Source organism: Pseudarthrobacter sp. 10T415 (genome assembly GCF_056394175.1).
On record NZ_JBFTHJ010000001.1, the window covers coordinates 277,981 to 297,356 of the forward strand.

Annotated in this window: 20 protein-coding genes; 10 read left to right on the plus strand and 10 right to left on the minus strand. The window is 65.7% G+C overall.

Annotated elements, in window-relative coordinates; translation table 11 throughout:
• Window positions 1-174 precede the first annotated feature (174 nt).
• The 5 genes from AC1DBN_RS01315 (at window position 175) to AC1DBN_RS01335 (ending at window position 4,449) form a co-directional block, all read left to right on the plus strand.
• Entirely contained in the window at window positions 175-324 is a 150-nt protein-coding gene (locus AC1DBN_RS01315; RefSeq protein ID WP_172829960.1) for a hypothetical protein, read from the plus strand.
• 12 nt (window positions 325-336) lie between these two features.
• Window positions 337-1,158, plus strand: coding sequence for a hypothetical protein (locus AC1DBN_RS01320; protein WP_477722461.1), 822 nt, complete (start codon window positions 337-339; stop codon window positions 1,156-1,158).
• Window positions 1,159-1,357: 199 nt separating this feature from the next.
• Window positions 1,358-2,554 (plus strand): type III polyketide synthase, encoded by a 1,197-nt coding sequence (locus AC1DBN_RS01325; protein WP_091720301.1) that lies wholly within the window; start codon window positions 1,358-1,360, stop codon window positions 2,552-2,554.
• A 4-nt stretch (window positions 2,555-2,558) separates the two neighbouring features.
• Window positions 2,559-3,257 carry a class I SAM-dependent methyltransferase gene (locus tag AC1DBN_RS01330; protein ID WP_477722462.1) on the plus strand — a complete coding sequence of 233 codons (699 nt, stop codon included), beginning with the start codon at window positions 2,559-2,561 and terminating at the stop codon, window positions 3,255-3,257.
• Window positions 3,247-4,449: an FAD-dependent oxidoreductase gene (locus AC1DBN_RS01335; RefSeq protein ID WP_477722463.1), complete on the plus strand. Its 1,203-nt coding sequence runs from the start codon at window positions 3,247-3,249 to the stop codon at window positions 4,447-4,449. The genes AC1DBN_RS01330 and AC1DBN_RS01335 overlap by 11 nt, the downstream gene beginning before the upstream one ends.
• Here the strand turns inward: AC1DBN_RS01335 and AC1DBN_RS01340 are convergent.
• Window positions 4,415-4,882 carry a nuclear transport factor 2 family protein gene (locus AC1DBN_RS01340; RefSeq protein ID WP_231994274.1) on the minus strand — a complete coding sequence of 156 codons (468 nt, stop codon included), beginning with the start codon at window positions 4,880-4,882 and terminating at the stop codon, window positions 4,415-4,417. The genes AC1DBN_RS01335 and AC1DBN_RS01340 overlap by 35 nt on opposite strands.
• 56 nt (window positions 4,883-4,938) lie before the next feature.
• Between AC1DBN_RS01340 and AC1DBN_RS01345 the strand changes: the two genes are divergently transcribed.
• The 5 genes from AC1DBN_RS01345 (at window position 4,939) to AC1DBN_RS01365 (ending at window position 8,688) form a co-directional block, all read left to right on the plus strand.
• Complete coding sequence (locus AC1DBN_RS01345) at window positions 4,939-5,619, plus strand: peptide deformylase (RefSeq protein WP_477722464.1); 681 nt, start codon at window positions 4,939-4,941, stop codon at window positions 5,617-5,619.
• An 18-nt stretch (window positions 5,620-5,637) separates the two neighbouring features.
• A complete protein-coding gene (locus AC1DBN_RS01350; RefSeq protein WP_477722465.1) occupies window positions 5,638-6,516 on the plus strand; it encodes a methyltransferase domain-containing protein in 879 nt (292 codons plus the stop codon).
• A gap of 124 nt (window positions 6,517-6,640) precedes the next feature.
• Complete coding sequence (locus AC1DBN_RS01355) at window positions 6,641-7,105, plus strand: NfeD family protein (RefSeq protein ID WP_091720288.1); 465 nt, start codon at window positions 6,641-6,643, stop codon at window positions 7,103-7,105.
• A 33-nt stretch (window positions 7,106-7,138) separates the two neighbouring features.
• Entirely contained in the window at window positions 7,139-8,086 is a 948-nt protein-coding gene (locus AC1DBN_RS01360; RefSeq protein WP_091720286.1) for an SPFH domain-containing protein, read from the plus strand.
• Window positions 8,087-8,340: 254 nt separating this feature from the next.
• Complete coding sequence (locus tag AC1DBN_RS01365; RefSeq protein WP_013600997.1) at window positions 8,341-8,688, plus strand: RNA polymerase-binding protein RbpA; 348 nt, start codon at window positions 8,341-8,343, stop codon at window positions 8,686-8,688.
• 81 nt (window positions 8,689-8,769) lie between these two features.
• On the opposite strand, the gene AC1DBN_RS01370 is transcribed toward AC1DBN_RS01365, so the two are convergent.
• The 9 genes from AC1DBN_RS01370 to AC1DBN_RS01410 all read right to left on the minus strand — a co-directional run bounded on the left by AC1DBN_RS01370 (window position 8,770) and on the right by AC1DBN_RS01410 (window position 19,368).
• A complete protein-coding gene (locus tag AC1DBN_RS01370; protein WP_091720284.1) occupies window positions 8,770-9,510 on the minus strand; it encodes a polyprenol monophosphomannose synthase in 741 nt (246 codons plus the stop codon).
• A 92-nt stretch (window positions 9,511-9,602) separates the two neighbouring features.
• A complete protein-coding gene (locus AC1DBN_RS01375) occupies window positions 9,603-11,258 on the minus strand; it encodes an amidohydrolase (RefSeq protein ID WP_091720283.1) in 1,656 nt (551 codons plus the stop codon).
• A 66-nt stretch (window positions 11,259-11,324) separates the two neighbouring features.
• Entirely contained in the window at window positions 11,325-14,279 is a 2,955-nt protein-coding gene (locus AC1DBN_RS01380; protein WP_091720281.1) for a DEAD/DEAH box helicase, read from the minus strand.
• A gap of 20 nt (window positions 14,280-14,299) precedes the next feature.
• Window positions 14,300-15,094, minus strand: a complete 795-nt coding sequence (gene tatC / locus AC1DBN_RS01385) for a twin-arginine translocase subunit TatC (RefSeq protein WP_091720279.1) — start codon at window positions 15,092-15,094, stop codon at window positions 14,300-14,302.
• A 48-nt stretch (window positions 15,095-15,142) separates the two neighbouring features.
• On the minus strand, window positions 15,143-15,415 hold the full coding sequence (tatA, locus tag AC1DBN_RS01390) for a Sec-independent protein translocase subunit TatA (RefSeq protein WP_045731378.1): 273 nt from the start codon (window positions 15,413-15,415) through the stop codon (window positions 15,143-15,145).
• A 32-nt stretch (window positions 15,416-15,447) separates the two neighbouring features.
• The gene (locus AC1DBN_RS01395) at window positions 15,448-15,804 is read right to left on the minus strand and encodes a hypothetical protein (protein WP_091720276.1); all 357 of its coding nucleotides are present in this window, start codon (window positions 15,802-15,804) and stop codon (window positions 15,448-15,450) included.
• Between the two features lie 10 nt (window positions 15,805-15,814).
• Window positions 15,815-17,806: a helix-turn-helix transcriptional regulator gene (locus tag AC1DBN_RS01400; RefSeq protein ID WP_091720275.1), complete on the minus strand. Its 1,992-nt coding sequence runs from the start codon at window positions 17,804-17,806 to the stop codon at window positions 15,815-15,817.
• A gap of 120 nt (window positions 17,807-17,926) precedes the next feature.
• Window positions 17,927-18,322, minus strand: coding sequence for an FKBP-type peptidyl-prolyl cis-trans isomerase (locus AC1DBN_RS01405; RefSeq protein WP_056079214.1), 396 nt, complete (start codon window positions 18,320-18,322; stop codon window positions 17,927-17,929).
• A 77-nt stretch (window positions 18,323-18,399) separates the two neighbouring features.
• Window positions 18,400-19,368 carry an FKBP-type peptidyl-prolyl cis-trans isomerase gene (locus AC1DBN_RS01410; protein WP_091720272.1) on the minus strand — a complete coding sequence of 323 codons (969 nt, stop codon included), beginning with the start codon at window positions 19,366-19,368 and terminating at the stop codon, window positions 18,400-18,402.
• Between the last annotated feature and the right edge of the window lie 8 nt (window positions 19,369-19,376).

Sequence of the window (19,376 nt, forward strand, 5' to 3'; positions counted from 1 at the left end):
GCGCCTTAGGGGAACGACGATATTCGCACCGGAAGCCGTTTGGCATCCGTAGGCAGTACCCGACTTGCCGGCCGCGGGCTACCTGTCCGAAGGCGGCATCGGGGAGGTTTGGCTGGATGAAGTAGATTCTGTTCTACGCCTGCCCGCTGGACGATTGACTGCGTTGGAGGAACCGTGAACAAGCCGCTCTGGATTTGCTGCCTGCTCGGCGCTGCATTGGGCATCGCCATCGGGCTGGCATTCTTTGACAGCCCTTTCCTGGGCTTCGCGCTTGGACTCGGCCTGGGGGCGGTGGTCGGGGCTGGCATAGGCGTCCGGCGCTAGACTGGAACGGTCATGAACGGCGCGCGCCCCCTTCACACCGTATGGCTGGCAGCCTTGGCCAGCCTGCTTGTGGCATGCACACCGGTCAATGGCACTGATGCAGCTGCCGGCGGCGCTTCGCCCACGGCGACCGTACAACCGGCGGCCGGGACTGCTGAGCATGCCTCACAGCCCAGTGCTTCCACCACAGCGCCGGCGCCCCTTCCTGCTGTCACTCCGCCGCCGGAGCCCGGACCCTATGCCATCAATCTGTACCGGGACGGTGACTTCGTTCCGCAGTACACCTTCGACTGGTGCGTTGCGGCGAGCATCCAGATGGCCCACAACCTGATCGACGACACAGGTGGGGGAACATGGTCGGACAGTGCGCAGCAGGGGGAGTTGTGGGAACTGGCCCGCGCACAGTCATCCGATTCTTTCAACGGTGCCAACCCATACGGCTGGGCGCAGGTGCTCACCGCTTCCGGGATGGGTCCCTACAGCGTGGTCAGCATCGCCGACTACGGGGCCGCCCTGCAGGCGGCGGCGCGTGCGATCGCCGAAACGGGCCGGCCGGTGGGCCTGGTGATGTGGAGCGGCCGGCATGCATGGGTGATGAGCGGTTTTGAGTCGATGGGCGATCCTGCGAAATTCCAGGACTTCCGTGTTACCGGAGTCAATGTCCTGGACCCGCTCTATCCTTACGGCAGCCAACAATGGGGGTCCTCACCGGCACCCAACAGCCTGCTGACGCCTGAGGAACTCGCCACCCAGTTCGTTGTCAGGGAACCCCGGCGATGGAGTTCGCAGCTGCCCGCCGGATACCTCCTGGTGCTTCCACAGGCCGCCGCCTGATGGGCCTGCCTAAAGGCCTCGCACACAGGGCAAGGGGAGCGGGTGACCGCCCCTTCCAGCGCGGCAGATTACAGTTACTTTACATAATGTAGATTATCGGCGTTTCACTAACCTGCTTGGAGAGGGGCAGGAGCGGCGATTCCGCAGGTCAGACCGCTGAGCCATTGTCTTTGCGGATGGGCTCGTTAAGAATGGGTCAATGACGGTCTACGTGCGTTCACTTGAAACTGCAGTTCCGGCAACAAAGCTGATCCAGGCGGAGGCGCGTGACGTTTTCGCAGCGCAACCGGGACTCAGCAGGCTCGGTTCACGGCTGGTGAGCACTTGTTTCGATTCCGCTGCCATTGAGACCAGGTTCACGGCCGTTGACGAGCTCACCAACGCATTCCGCTCTGAAGATCCACAGTTCTATGACCCGGACTCGGGGCTTCTCCTGAATCCCAGCACGAAGGTCCGCAACGACATCTTCGCCCGGGAAGCCACCAAGTTGTTTGTGCAGGCGTCCGCTGCCGCAGTCAAAGCCTGCCCGGATCTCGATTTACTTGACATAACTCACCTGGTGACTGTCTCCTGCACCGGCTTTTTCAACCCCGGGCCTGACTACAAGATCGTCCGTGAGCTGGGCCTCGACCCGTCGGTGCAGCGCTACCACCTCGGCTTCATGGGCTGTTACGCGGCCTTCCCGGCCCTCCGCGCGGCCAAACTGTTCTGCGAAGCCGACCCAAACGCCGTCGTCCTCGTGGTCTGTGCTGAACTGTGCTCCCTGCACGTCCGGACGTCCAATGACCCGGACACCATCATGGGATCGGCGCTGTTTGCCGACGGAGCCGCGGCCGCCATCGTCACGGCCAACCCGGCGGCGGAAGAAACCGCCCTGCTGCAGCTCGACCACTTCGAAACGGTGCTGACGCCGGTTGGCGAGGACTCCATGGCCTGGAACATCGGCGACCACGGCTTCGAAATGGTGCTGGGCAACTACGTCCCGCACATCATCGACGATCACATCGTGGGCGCCCTGCAGCCGCTGCTGGCCCGCGAGCCCCACCTCGAAGCACTCCCCTACACCGGCATCAGGCACTGGGCCATCCACCCGGGCGGCCGCAGCATCCTTGACAAGGTCCAGACCCGGTTGGGCCTCACCGACGAGCAGCTGGTCCCCGCCCGTGAAGTCCTGCGCAACTACGGGAACATGAGCAGCGCCACGGTGCTGTTTGTCCTCCGGCACATCCTCGAACAGGACAGCCAGCCGGGAGACGAACGGATCTGTTCGATGGCGTTCGGCCCCGGCCTGACGGTGGAAACAGCGCTCCTGACCAAGCTGCGGCAGGCGCCGGGGGCGGAAAACACCGCAGAGGCGGGGCAGGATCAGCTGCTGCAGGAAATCCCGGTGGCCTGACCCGGTGCGCATCTGGCCCGAGCGTGCGACAGGCGAGCTGGAACAAATGGACCTGCCGGACTGTGATGCGCGGAAGCTGGAGAACACCTACCGCCAGTTCGGCCTGGTCAACAGGATCGTGTCCGGATGGAGGCAGCTGTACGTCAACGAACTGCGTCCTGTCCTGTCAGCAGGACCGGCCAGCATCCTTGACATCGGCTCCGGCGGCGGTGATCTCGCCGTCATGCTTGCCCGCTGGGCAGCCAAGGACGGGCTCGCTGTCCGGATCACCGGCGCCGACCCCGATCCGCGGGCGGCTGCCTTCGCCCTCAACCGGCCGCCGACCCGTGGCGTGGACTTCCGGCAGGCGCACAGTGCCGAGCTGGTCAGCGGAGGTGCCGCATTCGACGTCGTTATTTCCAACCATGTCCTGCACCACCTCGGAACGGAAGAATTTAGCGACCTGCTGGCCCACTCGGATGTGCTTGCCCGGAAGAAGGCCCTGCACAACGACCTGCGCCGCAGCCCCTTGGCTTTCGCCCTTTTCGGCGTCGCCACGCTCCCGCTCCAGAACTCTTTCATCCGGGAGGACGGGCTGACCTCGATCCGGCGCAGCTACACGGCAGCGGAGCTGTCCGCACTCACTCCCCCGGGCTGGACCGTGGAACCCGGGGCAGCCTTCCACCAGGTACTGGCACTGCGCAAGGACGGCCATGAACGCTGATGTGGTCATCGTCGGGGGCGGACCGGTGGGCCTGTACCTCGCCGCCGTCCTCCTTCGGCAAGGCGTTTCCGTCCGCGTCCTGGAGCGGAGGATCGCGAGGAACCATCATTCCCGGGCCATTGGCATCCATCCGCCGGCCCTCGCCGCCTTGGACCAGCTGGGCATCGCCTGCCGGATGGTGGCGGAAGGCGTCCCAATCCGTTCCGGGCTGGCAGTCAGCCGTGGCCGGACCGTGGGCTGCATGCCGTTCGCCGGAGTATCGGAAGCATTCCCGTTCGTCCTTTCGCTGCCCCAGTACCGGACCGAGCAGCTGCTGGAAGAGCAGGTGCGCGCCCTGGACAGCGGCGCGCTCGTGAGGGGGATGGAGGTACTCGACGTAGCGCACGACGGCGGCAGCGCCAGTGTGTCGGCAACGCCCACCGGGGGTGCCGCGCAAGGGAGCAGTACGTTCCGGGCGTCGATAGTGATCGGCGCGGACGGTCCACGGTCCGGGATCAGGGACTTGATCGGCGTCCCGATCCAGCGGAAAACCTACCCGGACCACTATGTGATGGGTGACTTCGCGGACCACCCGGAATTTGGTGACCGGGCCGTGCTCTTCCTTGAGAGCGGCGGCATCGTCGAGTCGTTTCCGCTGCCGGGCGCCGTCCGCCGCTGGGTGGTCCGGCTGGGAAAACCCGTCGGCGGCGCAACACCGGAGGCACTGGCCCGGCTCGTGGCGGACCGCACCGGAATTCACCCGGAGGCCGCCACCAACACCATGCTCAGCGCCTTCAGCGTCAGATCATCGATCGCCCGCAGGACTGTGTCCGGACGCGTGATCCTGGTGGGCGACGCCGCCCACGAAATCAGCCCCATCGGCGGCCAGGGAATGAACCTGGGCTGGCTCGACGCCCAGGCACTGGCCCCGCTGATCGTCCAGACAGTCACCGGCAGGCATACCCCGGAGGACTTCCGCGATTACGAGCGCGGCCGCTACCAGGCGGCCCTGCGGGCGCGGCGCCAGGCTGAAATCAATATGCTGCTGGGCCGGCCGCTGCCTGCCCCGGTCCTGGCATTGCGGAACTCCGTGATCGGCGCGGCCGCGGCGTCCCCTGTAGTCAATCAATGGGTTGCCGGGCGGTTCACCATGCAGCAGGAGTTCGATGCAAGCGTTGTCAGCGGAAGTAGCAGTCGTAGCTGTCCTGGCTGACGATCAGCCCGTCACGGACTTCGAAGACCGACGAGGTCCGCGCCCGGATAGTCTCACCGCGGTCCCAGTAGCGGATGTCCATCAGCACGGTTGCGGACCAGTCAGCCTCGACAGCCACGCGTCCGCCTTCGCTGGTTGTCCTCCTGATGGTGAACTCCTGGTTGGCCACCACCTCCGAACTTTGGTCGGCGCCTGCCAGCACGTCCGCGAGGGTGCGGGTGGAGCCCTCGGGCGCCAGCAGATGGGGTGCCTCCACGAGCGTGAAAGTATCAGCCAGGTAGGGCCTGATCTCGGCCGCTCCCCCGCCGGCTTCCAGGATCCGGATGAACTCGAGGACGCGGTCCACCGGTCTGGGGCCCGCCGTGGTTTCGTCCGGCGTGGTGGGTTCAACAGGCACAGCAGGTGCGGCAGGCACTGGGGTTTCGTCAGCCATGGAATAGACCTTAGCGGAGGACCGGAGTCTCTTGGACCGGCCGTTAGGCTTTCACCATGACCCTCTCGGCACCACCCACGGCCCTCACCGCAGAGCAGATCCGCGAGACTGTGGAGCGCATCCTGTCCGCCGGAACCCTGCCGCCGATCGTGCAGGCAGGCCACCCGGCGCTGCGGCAGAAGGCTGCTCCCTTCGACGGCCAAATAAGTCCCGACCAGCTGGCGCGGCTTATAGAGCTCATGCGGCAGGTCATGCATGAGGCTCCCGGTGTGGGGCTTGCAGCGCCGCAGCTCGGCATTCCCCTGCAGCTGGCCGTCCTGGAGGACCAGTACCACGTGGACCACGAGGCAGCGGCCCTCCGCAAACGCGCGCCGCTCGAATTCCTGGCCATCCTGAACCCCGCCTACACCCCAGCAGGCCCTGACCGTGCCGCCTTCTACGAAGGCTGCCTTTCCCTCAACGGCCTGCAGGCGGTGGTTTCACGCCCGCAGGCCGTGCTGCTGGACTACGTCAGGCCCGACGGCGGCGCGGAGCAGCGTGAGTTCTCCGGCTGGCAGGCACGTATCGTCCAGCATGAGACGGATCACCTGAACGGCATCCTCTACGTGGACCGGGCGCAGCTCCGATCGTTGAGCAGCAACGCGGAGTACGCTGCCCACTGGGCTGAGCCGGGGATCGGCAAGGCAAGCGAGGGCCTGGGCTTCAATGACGGCCCTGCGGAAATCAGTGTGCCCTAGCCGCTTAAGATAGTGGCCATGCCCCTTCCCAGTGACCTGCCGCTGTTGTGCCCCCTCTGTTTGAAGCCGTTGGCGGCGGCCGATACCCGACCCGCCGGACCTGCCCGAATGGCATGCGGTTCCGGGCACAGCTTCGACGCGGCGCGGCAGGGCTACTTCAACATGCTGGTGGGCAAGGGCACTTCATTCGAAGCGGACACGGCTGCGATGGCCGACGCCCGTTCCACCTTCCTTGGCGCGGGACACTACGCAACGCTGGCACGCGAGGTGGCAGCCGCCGTCGTACCTTGCCTTTCCCGCGAACATGCAGCCGTCCTGGATTCCGGGACCGGCACCGGCCACTATTTGAGGGCCGTGCTGGACGCTGCCGCGGAGCAGGGCCGGACGGTGAACGCTGTGGGGCTCGATATCTCGAAGTTTGCCCTTCGGCGGGCGGCGCGGCTCAACCCGGAGGCGGTCAACCTCGTCTGGGACGTGTGGAAGCGCATCCCCCTGGCCGATGGGTCGGTGGATGCGGTGACGGTCATTTTCGCCCCAAGGAACCCCCCGGAGTTCGCCCGCGTCCTCCGGCCGCACGGCCGCCTGATCGTTGTCACGCCAAGGGCCGGGCACCTGTCCACCCTTGCCGCGCTGACCGGCATGCTGGGGATCGAGGAAGGCAAGGACTCCCGCCTGGCCGCGGCCATGGCGGAGCACTTCGACGCAGAGTCCGGTACCGACGTCGATATCCTGCTGTCCCTCACCCGCCGGGAAGCCGCCGACCTGGCCTTCATGGGACCCGCCGGGCACCACCAGGGCCGGGACGCCATCGCAGACCGCTTGGACAGCAGCCCCGAGCCCCTGGCAGCCGACGCGAAGTTCAAGGTGCTGGTGTACCGGCCAAAGAGCCGCCTGTAACGACTTGGCCACTATCCCCGGTCTTCCGCTCCCGGCCCGCACCCCGCCTGTGGTGCCCGACTAGGATGGAAGTCACAGTTACTCAAAGGTCCGCGTCAGGACCTTGTAACGAAGGGGGAACACAGTGTTCGAGTGGTTGGGTGAAAACTGGTGGGCCGTGTGGCTGACCGCATTCCTGGCGTTCGCGGTGGTCGAAATGATCACCCTCGACCTGTTCTTCATCATGCTGGGCGGCGGTGCGCTGGCCGCCCTGGTGTCCGATTTCGCCGGTGCAGACCCCTGGCTGCAGATCGTCATCTTCTGCGTTGTCTCCTTGCTCATGGTCGCCTTCGTCCGGCCCGTGGCCCTGTCCCACCTGAAGAAGGGCCCCGCCGAGCAGCGGACGAATGTGGACCGCCTCATCGGCGAGCATGCCGTAGTCATGGAGGCAGTGACCTCGGATGGCGGCCTGGTGAAGATCGGCGGCGACATCTGGAGCGCACGCTCCGCGGCCGGCATCCTGTCGGCCGGCCAGATGGTGGTCGTCGCAGCCATCGATGGCGCCACCGCCGTTGTTTCGGCGCAGCCTCCGGCCGAAGACCGTACCTGACACAGCTTTATCAATTGGGGAAGAAGGAAATGTATGGATAACGCAGGCAGTACCGCCTTGGCCGTCGTGCTGGTAGTACTGATCATCTTTGTGATCATCGTCCTGGTGCGGTCGGTACGCATCGTGCCGCAGGCCCGGGCGGGAGTCGTGGAGCGCCTGGGCAAGTACCAGCGGACGCTCAACCCGGGGCTTACCATCCTGATTCCGTTCGTGGACCGCCTCCTCCCCCTGCTGGACCTCCGCGAACAGGTGGTCTCGTTCCCACCCCAGCCGGTCATCACCGAGGACAACCTCGTGGTCAGCATCGACACCGTGGTCTACTTCCAGGTCACCGATGCGCGGGCTGCCACGTACGAGATCGCCAACTACATCCAGGCCGTGGAACAGCTCACCACCACCACCCTGCGTAACGTCGTGGGTGGACTCAACCTGGAGGAGGCGCTGACCTCCCGCGACCAGATCAACGGACAGCTCCGTGGCGTGCTGGACGAAGCCACCGGCCGTTGGGGCATCAGGGTTTCCCGGGTGGAGCTCAAGGCCATTGACCCGCCGCACTCCATCCAGGACTCCATGGAAAAGCAGATGCGCGCCGAGCGCGACCGCCGGGCCGCCATCCTCACGGCTGAAGGCACCAAGCAGTCAGCCATCCTGACCGCTGAAGGTCAGCGGCAGGCCGCCATCCTGAAAGCGGAAGGTGACGCCAAGGCCGCCATCCTCAGGGCGGATGGCGAGTCCCAGGCCATTCAGAAGGTCTTCGACGCAATCCATAAGGGCAACCCGGACCAGAAACTTCTGGCTTACCAGTACCTGCAGACCCTGCCGAAGCTGGCAGAAGGTTCGTCCAACAAGTTGTGGATCATCCCCAGTGAAGTTGGCGAGGCGCTCAAGGGCATCGGCAGCGCTTTGGGCGGAACCAACCCGGACCCCGCAGCAGCGGGCGGCCTGTTCGATCAAACAGCGGCCAAGACGCCTGAATCCTGATCTGATCAGGGGCGTCAGAGCCTGATCAACAAGGGGAGGAACTTTCACGGGTTCCTCCCCTTGTTTTGGTCCCCCGTGTCTGAAACCCGTATAATGGGGTATTTGTCCGGCAGGTATTGTTCCGCTGGAACAACAAAGCTTCGGAATGCGTTGAATCTTATGATGCAGCACAGAGCAAACAGTAGTCCGGCGGCGTTTCGACGCTGCCGGCTGGCGCGGGTTTTCATTCCGCGAACCGACCAGAGGGAGAAATCATGAGCGATCGCAGCCTGCGGGGTATGCGCCTTGGCGCGCAGAGCATGGAGACAGAGTCAGGCGTCGAGCCGGCTCCGCGCCAGCGTGTCGAATACCGTTGCGAGGACGGCGAGCAGGTCTTCGTCACTTTCTCCTCCGAGGCAGAGATCCCGCCGGTGTGGGTTTCCAAGACCGGTAAGGAAGCGCTGCTGGTCGACGGCGAACGCCCCGATACCAGCAATGACAAAGCAGTGCGCACCCACTGGGACATGCTCCTGGAACGCCGCTCCCTGCCAGAGCTGGAACAGATCCTGGAAGACCGGCTGACCATCCTGCGCGAACGCCGCGGAGAGCGCCGCTCGGCCTAGGCTCCACCAGCCACCACGTAAAGGAACTGCCCCGGCACATGTGCCGGGGCAGTTCCTTTTTTTGCTTCAGGGAGCCGAAAGCTACCGCTTCGCGCCGGCCTTGCGGGTGAGGGTGTTCCAGCGGGCGGCCAGGCCCCATTTGGTGACGTTGATCATGGCCTCGACAACGATGTTGCCGCTCATCTTCGAAGCGCCCAGTTCACGTTCCACGAACGTGATGGGGCGTTCCTCGATGCGCAGGCCCATCCGCGCCACACGCCAGGCCAGGTCCACCTGGAAGCCGTAGCCCACGGAATCCACCTGGTCCAGGTTGAGCTTCTCAAGGGTTGACCTGCGGAAGGCGCGGTAGCCGCCGGTCACGTCCTTGATCTTCAGGCCCAGCATCAGGCGGGCGTACGTACTGCCCACCCGGGAAATGGCCTGGCGGTACAGCGGCCAGTTGACCACGCTGCCACCGGGAACCCAGCGCGACCCCATGGCCAGGTCTGCGCCCTGCTCCACGGCCTCAAGCAATTGGGGCAGCTGTTCGGGCTGGTGGGAGCCGTCGGCATCCATTTCCACGAGCACGTCGTAGCCGGCGTCGAGTCCCCACTTGAACCCGGCGATGTAGGCGGCGCCGAGTCCTTCCTTGCCCTTGCGGTGCAGGACGTGGACCTGGGAATCTTCGGCCGCCTTGGCATCGGCCAGCTGGCCGGTGCCGTCGGGGCTGTTGTCATCCACTACCAGCACATCCGACGCCGGCACGGCGGTCCGAAGGCGCTGGAGCGTCTTGGGCAGCGATTCCAGTTCGTTGTAGGTGGGGATGATCGTAAGGACGCGCACAGAGGGCCTTTCCTGGTGGGAGCGGTCGGTGCACCGGCCGGCAAGCTAGCTGCCTGTTGGCGCAACTCCCCATTATAGGGCGGGTGGCTGGGTCAGGATCGCAGGGCGGAGCTTGCGAACAGTTCGACGCCGTTCCGCACCGTTTGCAGGCAGGCGGGGTCGGATCCGGTGTCCAGTGCGGGCAGCAGCGGTGTGCGCGCCCGGGGATCGGTACTCCAGGACTGGACGCGGCCGTCGGCCACCTGGACCATCAGCTCTTCGACCTCCCACACGGCAAAGCTTGCCGGTGCTCCCGGTACGAGCTGTCCGGCCATTGGGTCGGAGTACTTGGCGGCCCGCCAGCCGGCACGGGTGTGTCCCAGGAACGCGGCGCGGGCGGAGATGCGCTGCCCGTCGTTGTGGTGTTCCAGGCATGCACGCACGCTCGACCAGGGGCGGAGCGGAGTCACCGGGCTATCACTGCCGAAGCACACGGGCACACCTGCGGAGTACAGGGCCGCGAACTGGTTCATGGACCCGCTCCGCTCCCCCAGGCGCTGGCCATACAGCCCGCCGGGTCCGCCCCACGCAGCATCGAACGCCGGCTGCGCGCTGACGGTCACCGAATATTTGGCCAGCCGGGCTATCGCATCGGCGTCCGTCATTTCCACATGTTCAAGGCGGTGGCCCGCCGCGCGCACACGCTGCTCTCCCACCTGTTCCGCAGCAAGGTCCAGCGCCGCGAGTGCCGTGTCCAGGCCGGCGTCCCCGATCACATGGAATCCGCCCTGGATGCCGGCCAGCGAGCAGGCTGCCAGGTGCGCCGCGGCTTCCTCAACGCCCAGGTACAGGCTGCCCCGCTCTTCGGGGGCGTCGCTGTAGCCGGAGCGCAGGGCTGCGGTGCGTGAACCGATCGAACCATCAATGTTCAGGTCACCAGCCAGGCCGCGGATAGTGAAGCCGAACTGCGAAATGAGGCTGCGTGCCTGTTCCTCGGTTGCTGCCAGCTCGCCCCAGTAGGGCAGGATTTCCGGTTGTGCAGGCAACCCGGGATCGGCGGTGTTCCACGCCGCCGCAAGACGCAGGTCATCCGCGCCGCCAATGTGCGGGGCACCCATTTCGGCAAGGGCCACGTAGCCATTTGCTGCCGCCTCTGCCAGGGCCTTTGCCTGGTATCTCCGAAGGACGTCGGCGGGCAGGCTGCGGGCGGACCGCCTGGCAGCCGTGTGGGCCGCACGCGTGACTTTCGCACCGCCGTCGTACCCCTCTGCGTCCTGCAGGCCGGGCTCCCGCGCCAGGGCACCGGAGACCAGCGCAGAGTGGACGTCCACGCGCGACAGGTAAACGGACCGGCCGCCTGCCGCCCGGTCGAGTTCGTCAGTGGTGGGCAACGTGGCGTCGGTCCATTGCGTCTCATCCCAGCCGTGGCCCAGGACGGGTCCGCTCCCGCCGGCCGCAGCAACGGCGTCCAGGAGTTCACGGGCGGAGTTCACGGATGCAAGCTTCAGGGAGTCCAGGGCAATGCCGGTTTCCGTCAGGTGCGCATGGGAATCCACAAACCCCGGCGTGACAAGGGCGCCCCGCAGGTCGATGATGTCCATCTTTGAATCAGCAATGGAGGACGCCGCCTGCTCGGACCCCACCCAGGCCACTGTATCGCCGTCCACCAACATGGCCGTGGCAAACGGATCGGCCGCCGTGTAGACGGATCCGTTGCGGTAGAGCACTGCCTTGGAACGGGTATTGGACTCTGGACCGGACGTGGTCATTGGCGAAAGGCTCCTCGCATAGGGGCGTGCCGGAACAGCCCCGGCACAATGGGGCGGACGGTGCGTTTACTGGACAGATGAATAGGCCACGACGCCGCGGCGGATCAGGTTGATGGCCTCGCCGCACAGCCGCGCGAGCCGTGGTTCGAGGCCTGGAATCTTGGCGATCTGGTCCAGCAGGTCCACCACCTGCTTGACCCAGCGGACGAAGTCTCCGGCGGCGAGGTCGGTGCCGCTCAGCACATCCTGCAGGTGGCGCCCGCGGGCCCACTTGTAGATGGGCCACACCAGGCCGAGCTCGGGCTCACCGGTGAGCGGCAGCTTGTTCGCTTCTTCGACGTCCTCGAGCGCGGACCATTCCCGGACCACGATGTCTACTGACGTTTCCAGGGAGACGCTGGGCATCCGCGGGCGCAACCCGCGGTCCTCGCGCTTTGCCTGGTAGACGAGCACGCTGGCCAGGGCGGCGACCTCGACGGCGTCGAGGTCGGCGAAGGCGCCAAGGCGGAGCGACTGGGAAATCAGGAGGTCCTTCTCCCCATAGATCCGCCGGAGCCGCTGCCCGTCCGGGCTGATGGCCAGCCGCCCGTCAGTTGAGGCGTCCAGGTATCCGTAGGCGGACAGGACGTCGCAGACCCGGTCAAAAGTCTTGGCAATGGTGTTGGTCCGCCCCTGGATCTGGCGTACCAGGTTGTCTGTTTCGCGCCGCAGCTTCCACCAGCGCTCGGACCAGCGGGCGTGGTCTTCCCGTTCGCTGCACCCGTGGCACGGGTGGGCGCGGAGGGCACGCCGGAGATCGGCGATGCGCTTCTCCTGGTCCGGCATCGCGGTGGCAAGGCCAAAGTCGTTGTTGCGGTTGTGGCCCGGCGCGGGCGGCCGGTTCTCGCGCAAGGCGTTCCTGGCCGAGGACGCCAGATCGCGGCGCGACTTGGGGACCTTGGCGTTGAAGGACTTGGGGATGCGGATCCGGGTAACGGGCGCGATGGGGCCCTCCAGGTCGTCCGTGCCGATCCTGCGCAGCTGGTTATCGAGGGTCAGGACAGCGGGCCTCGGTTCCCTGCTGCTGTGGTCCGAGCTGAGGACGATGGCCGGGCCGGGTGCGCGGCCGCCGGGAACATCCACCACGTCGCCGGGCATGAGGCGGGCCAGGGAGTCGTCGCTCATCGACTTGCGTGCGCGGGTTGTGGTGCGCGACGCAGCGTTTTCCACGTCAGAGAGTTCGCGGCGCAGCCGTGCGTATTCAGTGAAGTCACCGAGATGGCAGGTCATGGACTTGGCGAAGCCGGCAAGGGATTCCTCACGGCTGCGCACCTGCCTGGCCAGGCCCACCACTGACCGGTCGGCCTGGAACTGTGCGAAGGAGGACTCGAGGATTTCCCGGGCCCGGGCGCGGCCAAACTGGGCCAGCAGGTTGATGCTCATGTTGTACGTGGGGCGGAAACTGGAGTTGAGCGGGTAAGTCCGCCTGGAGGCCAGGCCGGCCACCGCTGTTGGGTCCCCTCCCGGCTGCCACAGGACCACGGCGTGGCCCTCGACGTCGATGCCGCGCCGGCCCGCCCGCCCGGTGAGCTGCGTGTACTCGCCGGCAGTGATGTCCACGTGGGCTTCACCGTTGAACTTGTCGAGCTTTTCCAGCACCACCGACCGTGCCGGCATGTTCACACCCAGGGCAAGGGTCTCCGTGGCGAAGACGGCCTTGACCATTCCGTCGGCGAAGAGCTTCTCCACCACTTCCTTGAAGGTGGGCAACATCCCGGCGTGGTGGGCGGCGAAACCGCGGAGCAGGCCGTCGCGCCAGCTCCAGAAGCCGAGGACGTCGAGGTCATCCGGCGGAATGTCACGGCCGGCCTCATCGACGCGTTCGGCGATGATCCGCTGTTCCTTTTCCGTGGTCAGCCACAAACCGGAAGCAACACACTGGGCCACTGCGGCGTCGCAACCGGCCCTGGAAAAGATGAACGTGATGGCGGGCAACAGGTCCATCCGGTCCAGGCTGGCGATGACCTGGGGGCGGCTGGCCCGCCGCACGCCCGTTTGCTCGGCAGGACGTGCCGGCCGGTCGTTGCCCCGGCGGCCGCGCTGCACGCGTCCGGGCCGGCTCCGCAAGCCCTGCTGGCCTTCGTTGCGGGCAACGGTCAGGAGTTCCGGGTTGACGTCGAAGCCGCGGTTGGTGTCTTTGTTCCGGTTTTTGCCGGTGACCGCTTTAGGCTGTTCATCCTCGGCAGCATCCACCGCAGGGGCGATTTCGTCGAAAGTGGTTTCGCCGGCGAACAGGTCCATGATCCGGCGGCCCACCATGACGTGTTGCCAGAGGGGAACCGGCCGGTGTTCGGAGACGATGATGTCCGTGTCGCCGCGGACAGTGTCCAGCCACGCCCCGAACTCCTCTGCGTTGGATACCGTGGCGCTGAGGGAGACCACCTGCACTTCGCTTGGCAGGTGGATGATGACTTCCTCCCACACGGCGCCGCGGAACCTGTCGGCCAGGTAGTGCACTTCATCCATGACCACGTACCCCAGGTCGTCCAGGGTGGCCGAATCGGCGTAAAGCATGTTGCGGAGGACTTCGGTGGTCATGACCACCACCGGGGCCTCGCCGTTGATGCTGGTGTCGCCCGTCAGCAGTCCGACATTCTCGGCCCCGTATTTTTCACCCAGTTCGCTGAATTTCTGGTTGCTGAGCGCCTTGATGGGGGTGGTGTAAAAGGCCTTAAGACCGCGCTTGAGGGCCAGGTAGATGGCGAATTCACCGACGATGGTCTTACCGGCACCCGTCGGTGCGGCCACCAGGACGCCCTTGCCCCCTTCAAGGGACCGGCACGCCTGCCGCTGGAAGTCGTCGAGCTCGAAGTCGAGGGTCTGGATGAAGGCACCGAGGTCCGTGGCGGCCTCCGCGCGCCGCTCCGCGCTGGCCCGGTACCTTTCGGCGGGTGAGAGTTCTTCGACATCGTCACCCGGCCCCGGCGAGAACGGTCCGCTGGTGGTTGGGCCTGTGGAGAACGGCCCGGTATTGGAGGACATATACCAAGCCTAATGGGAGCTTAGAGGTTCCCCAGTTCACTGCTGGGGGTTGCGACGTCTGCGGTGGCCTCGGTTTCGGCAGCCACCTTGGACTCGCGGCGCGCACGGCGTTTGTCATTCATGAGGCAGACACCGATCGCTGCGAAGAAGAGCACCAGCAGCGGACCCGCAAGCATGAACATGGAGATGGCATCGGCGCCAGGCGCGGCGATGGCCGCCAGCACGAACACCAGGAAGACAGTGATGCGCCAGGCTTTGAGGATGGTGCGTCCGGACAGGATGCCGGCCATGTTGATGCCTACCAGTACCACCGGCACCAGGAAAGCTATACCCAGGACCAGGACCATGCGTGTGACGAACTCGATGTAGGTTCGCGCATCAATAACGCTTGAGGAGCCTTCGGGCGTGAACTGTGTCAGGGCATGGACCACCTGGGGTACCACCAGCCAGCCGGCCCAGATTCCGGCCAGGAACAGCGGAACCGCCGCAGCCATGTAGCCCAGCGTGTAGTGGCGCTCCTTCGACGTCAGGCCCGGGGTGATGAAGGCCCACAGCTGGTAGATCCAGATGGGGCTGGAGATGACCACGCCGATGAGGAGCGACATCTGGAGCTTGAAATCGAACGGGGATGCGATGCTGCCGAAGTTGATGGCGGCAAGGCCGCCGGTCTGATCCGAAATACGGTTGACGGGCTCTGCCAGGGCCTTCAGCAGCGGATCGTAAAGTATCCAGCCGCCGATGCCGCCGATGACGACGCCGATCGCCGACTTGATCAGCCGGTTTTTCAGCTCCTTGAGGTGGTCCCAGAGGGACATCCGCCCCTCTGGGTTGGCTTTACGGGCCCGCTTCAGTGCCACTGGGGTTTAGGCGCGGTTCGACGGCGGAACGTCAGTGCCGTCGGTCGGCTCTCCCGGCTTCGCCTTGGGGTGGTTCACGATGGTGCCTTCCACCGGGCCGGAGGCGTCGGTGGACTCGGTTTTGCCGTCGTTCTTCATTTCCTTGACCTCGGACTTGATGATCCGCATGGACTGGCCAAGGCTGCGCGCCATGGCAGGGAGCTTGGGGGCGGCAAAGAGAAGCAATGCGACAACGATGATGATAACGATGGGCCAGGGGCCATCAAAGAGTCTTCCCATGGGAAATCCTTTCCTCTAAAAACATCCTACTTCTATGTGAAGTCGAGATCTGTGAGAGCCTGCGGCTGGCCCCGGTCCTTCTTGCGCTGCACTCGCCGAAGGCGGCGTTCTTCCCGGCGGGAGGACTTGGATGCCTCGTAATCATGTCTCATGTCGGCTGGCGAGGCAAAAATGGCAGAGCCGGCGGCCGGACGCCCCATGCCGGCCTGGTGATCATGGGGATCGACCCCGGGGAGCGGGCCAATGTGGCCCAACTTGTCGCCCGCGGCACCCAGGTCCTTGACTGTGGCCATGAACTTACGGAACAGGCGAACGCCCAGCACGAAATAGAAGAGGAGTGACACGGCAACCAACGCCACCCATAACAGGATCCAGAACCACCAAGGCATGCTGAGAAGTCTAGCCGCCGTACCGGGCCAGGGCGGCTTCCAGCCAGTCCCGGGCCGTGTCAGCAAGCCCGGCAGGTTCGAGAATCCGGACCGCTCCCCCATGCTGGGCCACGAACATGGGCAGCCAGCCGGTGTTTCCGAAGCGTATCTCCGCCACGAGTCCGCCGTCGGGAAGGTCCGCCGTGCGGTCCGCGTAGTAATCCTCTGCCAGGCCCCGGCCCTGCCTGGTGAGCTGCACGGTGACCGTGGTGTCGTCGTCGTTCGGAGTGAAGAGCTTGGCCGGAACACCCTCCGCGGGCGCCCTGTCCCCTGCCACACGGTTCCCGTTCGGGCGGACATCCTGCACCCGGTCCATCCGGAAATTCCGCAGCCCGTTGACCCGGTGGCAGAATGCCTCGAAGTACCAGGTGTTATCCAACGAATAGAGCCGGAGCGGGTCCACGTCGCGCTCGGACACAGCGTCCCGCTGCGGCGACAGGTACGTGAGGTGGAGCTGTGCACCGGAAACGATGGCTTCCCGTACCGTTGCGTGGGTGGTTGCGTCGCCGGGTGCAACTTCCGGACCGGACAGGGAAGCGGCGCGCAGGCCCTCCTCCCCTGCCGCTGCCAGCAGCTTCAGCGTCACCGACTCCAGGGCACCGCCTTCGGCGAGGTCCGGCAGTCCGTTCAGGGTTTCGAGGCCGGTGAGAAGCGCGCAGGCTTCCTCCACGGTAAAGCGAACCGGCTTCTTCAGGTCCAGGTCCTGGGTGATGAAGACGTGGTCGTCCTCCCACTGGATGTCCAGCAGGTCATCGGGGTAGCCCTCGGGCAGGCCCGAGCAGATGAGGATCCGCAGGTCTTCCTCGAGTTCCCCGCGGCTCACCCCGAAGTGTTCCGCGACGTCGTGGATGTGCAGGCCCTGATTGTGGACCAGGAACGGGACCAGTTGGAGCATGCGTTTGAGCTGGTCCTCCGATGTCCCCTTGCGGACTTTCCGTGGCTGCGCGGCCGGGAAAGCATACTCAGGAACAGGTGCTGCACTGAACGCTGCCGCCGCGCGCAGCCTGCGCTCCACCGCCCGGACCAGTTCAGCGGGGGCTACCGGCAGCGCGTCGGGACCGTAGGACGCGAGCTCCTCGGCCAGGACTTCGGGGTCGCGGAAGTCCAGGCTCAAGCGTTCGTGGCCCTCGGCAGGCGCCGGGGCGGCGGTATCCTGGTCCGTTCCGGCGTCTTTTGCCCGGCCCCTCAGCGCCAGCAGGCGTCCTTCCCGGACATCCACGACGGCGGTGCGGAGCGGCAGTTCCGGGAGGCGGGCAAGCTCCAGCCGGATGTTGAAGTCGGCCGGCGGCTTGAAGGATTCTTTCGGCAGCGTCGTCACGGGACCCGTGAAACGCGACAGGCGGAAGTGCCGGGGTTCCCGCCGCGCCCGGTCGTAACCCATCAGGTACCACTGCCCGAAGCGGCTGCCCAGGCCCCATGGTTCAACGGTGCGGACTTCTTCCTTGCCGGTGGTGCCGGCCAGGTAGGGGAAGGTCACTGCGTGCCGGGAGTGCATGGCCGCCACGAGGTCATCGAATGCCTGGCCTGCCGGCCTGATGCGCGGCTGGACGCCCGAGGGAAGTTCGACGTCGGCCATCCGCCCGGACGCCTGGAGCTTGCGGAGCGCGCTCTGGGCAGCGGTGCCGAGGGCTGCACGTTCCCACAGTTGGGAGGCCAGCAGCAGGACCGTCCACTCTTCCGGGCCGAGTTCGACGTCGGGAAGCCGGTTGGATTCCTTGCCGATCCGGTAGCGGGTGGTGGCGGGGTCGTCCTCGCTCCAGCCCAGGTCCGTCAGGGTTTCGACGTCGAAGCCGAACTGGCGCAAATCGTTCTTGTCCCGTTCGAACATCCGGCCAAAGGCGACGTCGTTGCCGGATTCGTCGTGGTAGACCTTTTGCCTCAGTTCGCTGCGGCGAAGCCCGTAACGGGTGTTCAGCAGCGCGATCAGGAGGTTCAGGAGGCGCTCAGTTCGGGATAGGGACACCCTGTGTACGTTACTAAAGTCCTTGCCGGAACGCAGAAAGCGCGGCAGCCCGCGGGACTGATGTCCTGCCTGCTGCCGCGCTTACGACGGCGAAACCGCGCTGTGTGTCTGCGGCCCGGTCTAGCGGACTCCCACCAGGTCCACAACGAAGATCAGGGCCTCGTTGGGGGCAATCGCCCCACCGGCGCCACGGGAACCGTAGGCCAGTTCCGAGGGGATTTCGAGGCGGCGGCGGCCGCCCACCTTCATGCCGAGCAGGCCCTGGTCCCATCCCTGGATGACCTGGCCGACGCCGACCCGGAAGTCCAGCGGGGCGCCGCGGCCCCAGGAGGCGTCAAACTCTTCGCCGGTGGACCAGGCAACGCCCACGTAGTGGGTGGAGACGGTGTCGCCGGCCTTGGCTTCGCGGCCGTCGCCCTCGATGAGGTCGGTGATCACGAGTTCGGTGGGGACATCGCCCTGGGGGAAGTCGATTTCAGGCTTAGTGCGGTCGAACTCCCGCTGTCCAAATGACATGCTTGCTCCTTTGATCTGTGCTGTGGGGGTGTTGGTGTTAATTCCGCGGACTGGCCGCGGCCCGTCTGTAAGTGTGGCTACTTGGCGCCGAGGATGTCCACTACGAAGACAAGATCGCCCTTGGCTTCGCCCTGACCGGCGTCACCGTAGGCCAGGTCCTTGGGGATCACCAGGAGGACACGGGAGCCCACCGTCTTGCCGGCGAGGCCCTGCGTCCAGCCCTTAATGACCTGGTTCAGCCCAAAGCTCGCCGGTTCGCCGCGGTCGAAGCTGGAGTCGAACTTGGTGCCGCCCACCAGGTTGACGCCCACGTAGTTGACCGTCAGGGTGTCAGTCTCCTTGACGGTCGCCCCGGTGCCCTTGATGAGGTCCTGGGAGACCAGCGCGGTGGGGGCTGCGGCGCCTTCAACGTTGATTTCCGGTTTGCCGTCTTTCTCCGTCACGGTGGGCAGGCCTGCCGGCGGGGTTACGGTTTCGCCCTGGGGCTTGTCCAGTGCAGGAGTCGCGTCAGCGGCGGAAAGCACCTTGATGATCAAGAGCTGGGTGGGGCTGGCCGGGGCGCTCGGCGCTGGGGTGGCTCCGGCTGAGGGGCTGGGGCTGGCTGCGGGGGCACTCTTCTGTCCCGGCACGGCAAGTGCAATGCTGGAGCCGACCTTCGCACCCACGAAAGCGTTGTAAATGACGGCGCTGTTGGTCTTGAGGTCGTCGTTGAGTTCGAGGGGTTCGGGCTCGCTGGGGAAGGTGTCTTCCAGGGTGGAGCCGTCTGCACCGTTGAGGGCGAGGACCGAGATGTTGGCGATCTGGTTTGCCTTGACGGTGTCACCGGTACCCTCAGTGACAACCTTGACGGTGGGCTCAGCCACTTCGAACGGCTTGGGGAAGTCCACGCCCGGGGCCTTCTTTTCCCCGTTGTCGGTCAGCTTGAGGGTGTCGAACTTGGCAGTGTCGCCAGCGGACTGGCTGGTGGGTTCCGGCTCTGCGGTGGAACCTCCGCAGGCGGTGAGCAGCAGCAGGCCGGGCAGGAGGATTGCTAGTAGTCGGCGCACGTAAAGAA

Coding starts and splice junctions, on each gene's coding strand:
- AC1DBN_RS01320 (WP_477722461.1), top strand. CDS start 337: ATGAACGGCGCGCGCCCCCTTCACACCGTATGGCTGGCAGCCTTGGCC.
- AC1DBN_RS01325 (WP_091720301.1), top strand. CDS start 1,358: ATGACGGTCTACGTGCGTTCACTTGAAACTGCAGTTCCGGCAACAAAG.
- AC1DBN_RS01335 (WP_477722463.1), top strand. CDS start 3,247: ATGAACGCTGATGTGGTCATCGTCGGGGGCGGACCGGTGGGCCTGTAC.
- AC1DBN_RS01340 (WP_231994274.1), bottom strand. CDS start 4,882: ATGGCTGACGAAACCCCAGTGCCTGCCGCACCTGCTGTGCCTGTTGAA.
- AC1DBN_RS01345 (WP_477722464.1), top strand. CDS start 4,939: ATGACCCTCTCGGCACCACCCACGGCCCTCACCGCAGAGCAGATCCGC.
- AC1DBN_RS01350 (WP_477722465.1), top strand. CDS start 5,638: ATGCCCCTTCCCAGTGACCTGCCGCTGTTGTGCCCCCTCTGTTTGAAG.
- AC1DBN_RS01360 (WP_091720286.1), top strand. CDS start 7,139: ATGGATAACGCAGGCAGTACCGCCTTGGCCGTCGTGCTGGTAGTACTG.
- AC1DBN_RS01365 (WP_013600997.1), top strand. CDS start 8,341: ATGAGCGATCGCAGCCTGCGGGGTATGCGCCTTGGCGCGCAGAGCATG.
- AC1DBN_RS01375 (WP_091720283.1), bottom strand. CDS start 11,258: ATGACCACGTCCGGTCCAGAGTCCAATACCCGTTCCAAGGCAGTGCTC.
- AC1DBN_RS01380 (WP_091720281.1), bottom strand. CDS start 14,279: ATGTCCTCCAATACCGGGCCGTTCTCCACAGGCCCAACCACCAGCGGA.
- tatC (WP_091720279.1), bottom strand. CDS start 15,094: ATGTCCCTCTGGGACCACCTCAAGGAGCTGAAAAACCGGCTGATCAAG.
- tatA (WP_045731378.1), bottom strand. CDS start 15,415: ATGGGAAGACTCTTTGATGGCCCCTGGCCCATCGTTATCATCATCGTT.
- AC1DBN_RS01395 (WP_091720276.1), bottom strand. CDS start 15,804: ATGCCTTGGTGGTTCTGGATCCTGTTATGGGTGGCGTTGGTTGCCGTG.
- AC1DBN_RS01405 (WP_056079214.1), bottom strand. CDS start 18,322: ATGTCATTTGGACAGCGGGAGTTCGACCGCACTAAGCCTGAAATCGAC.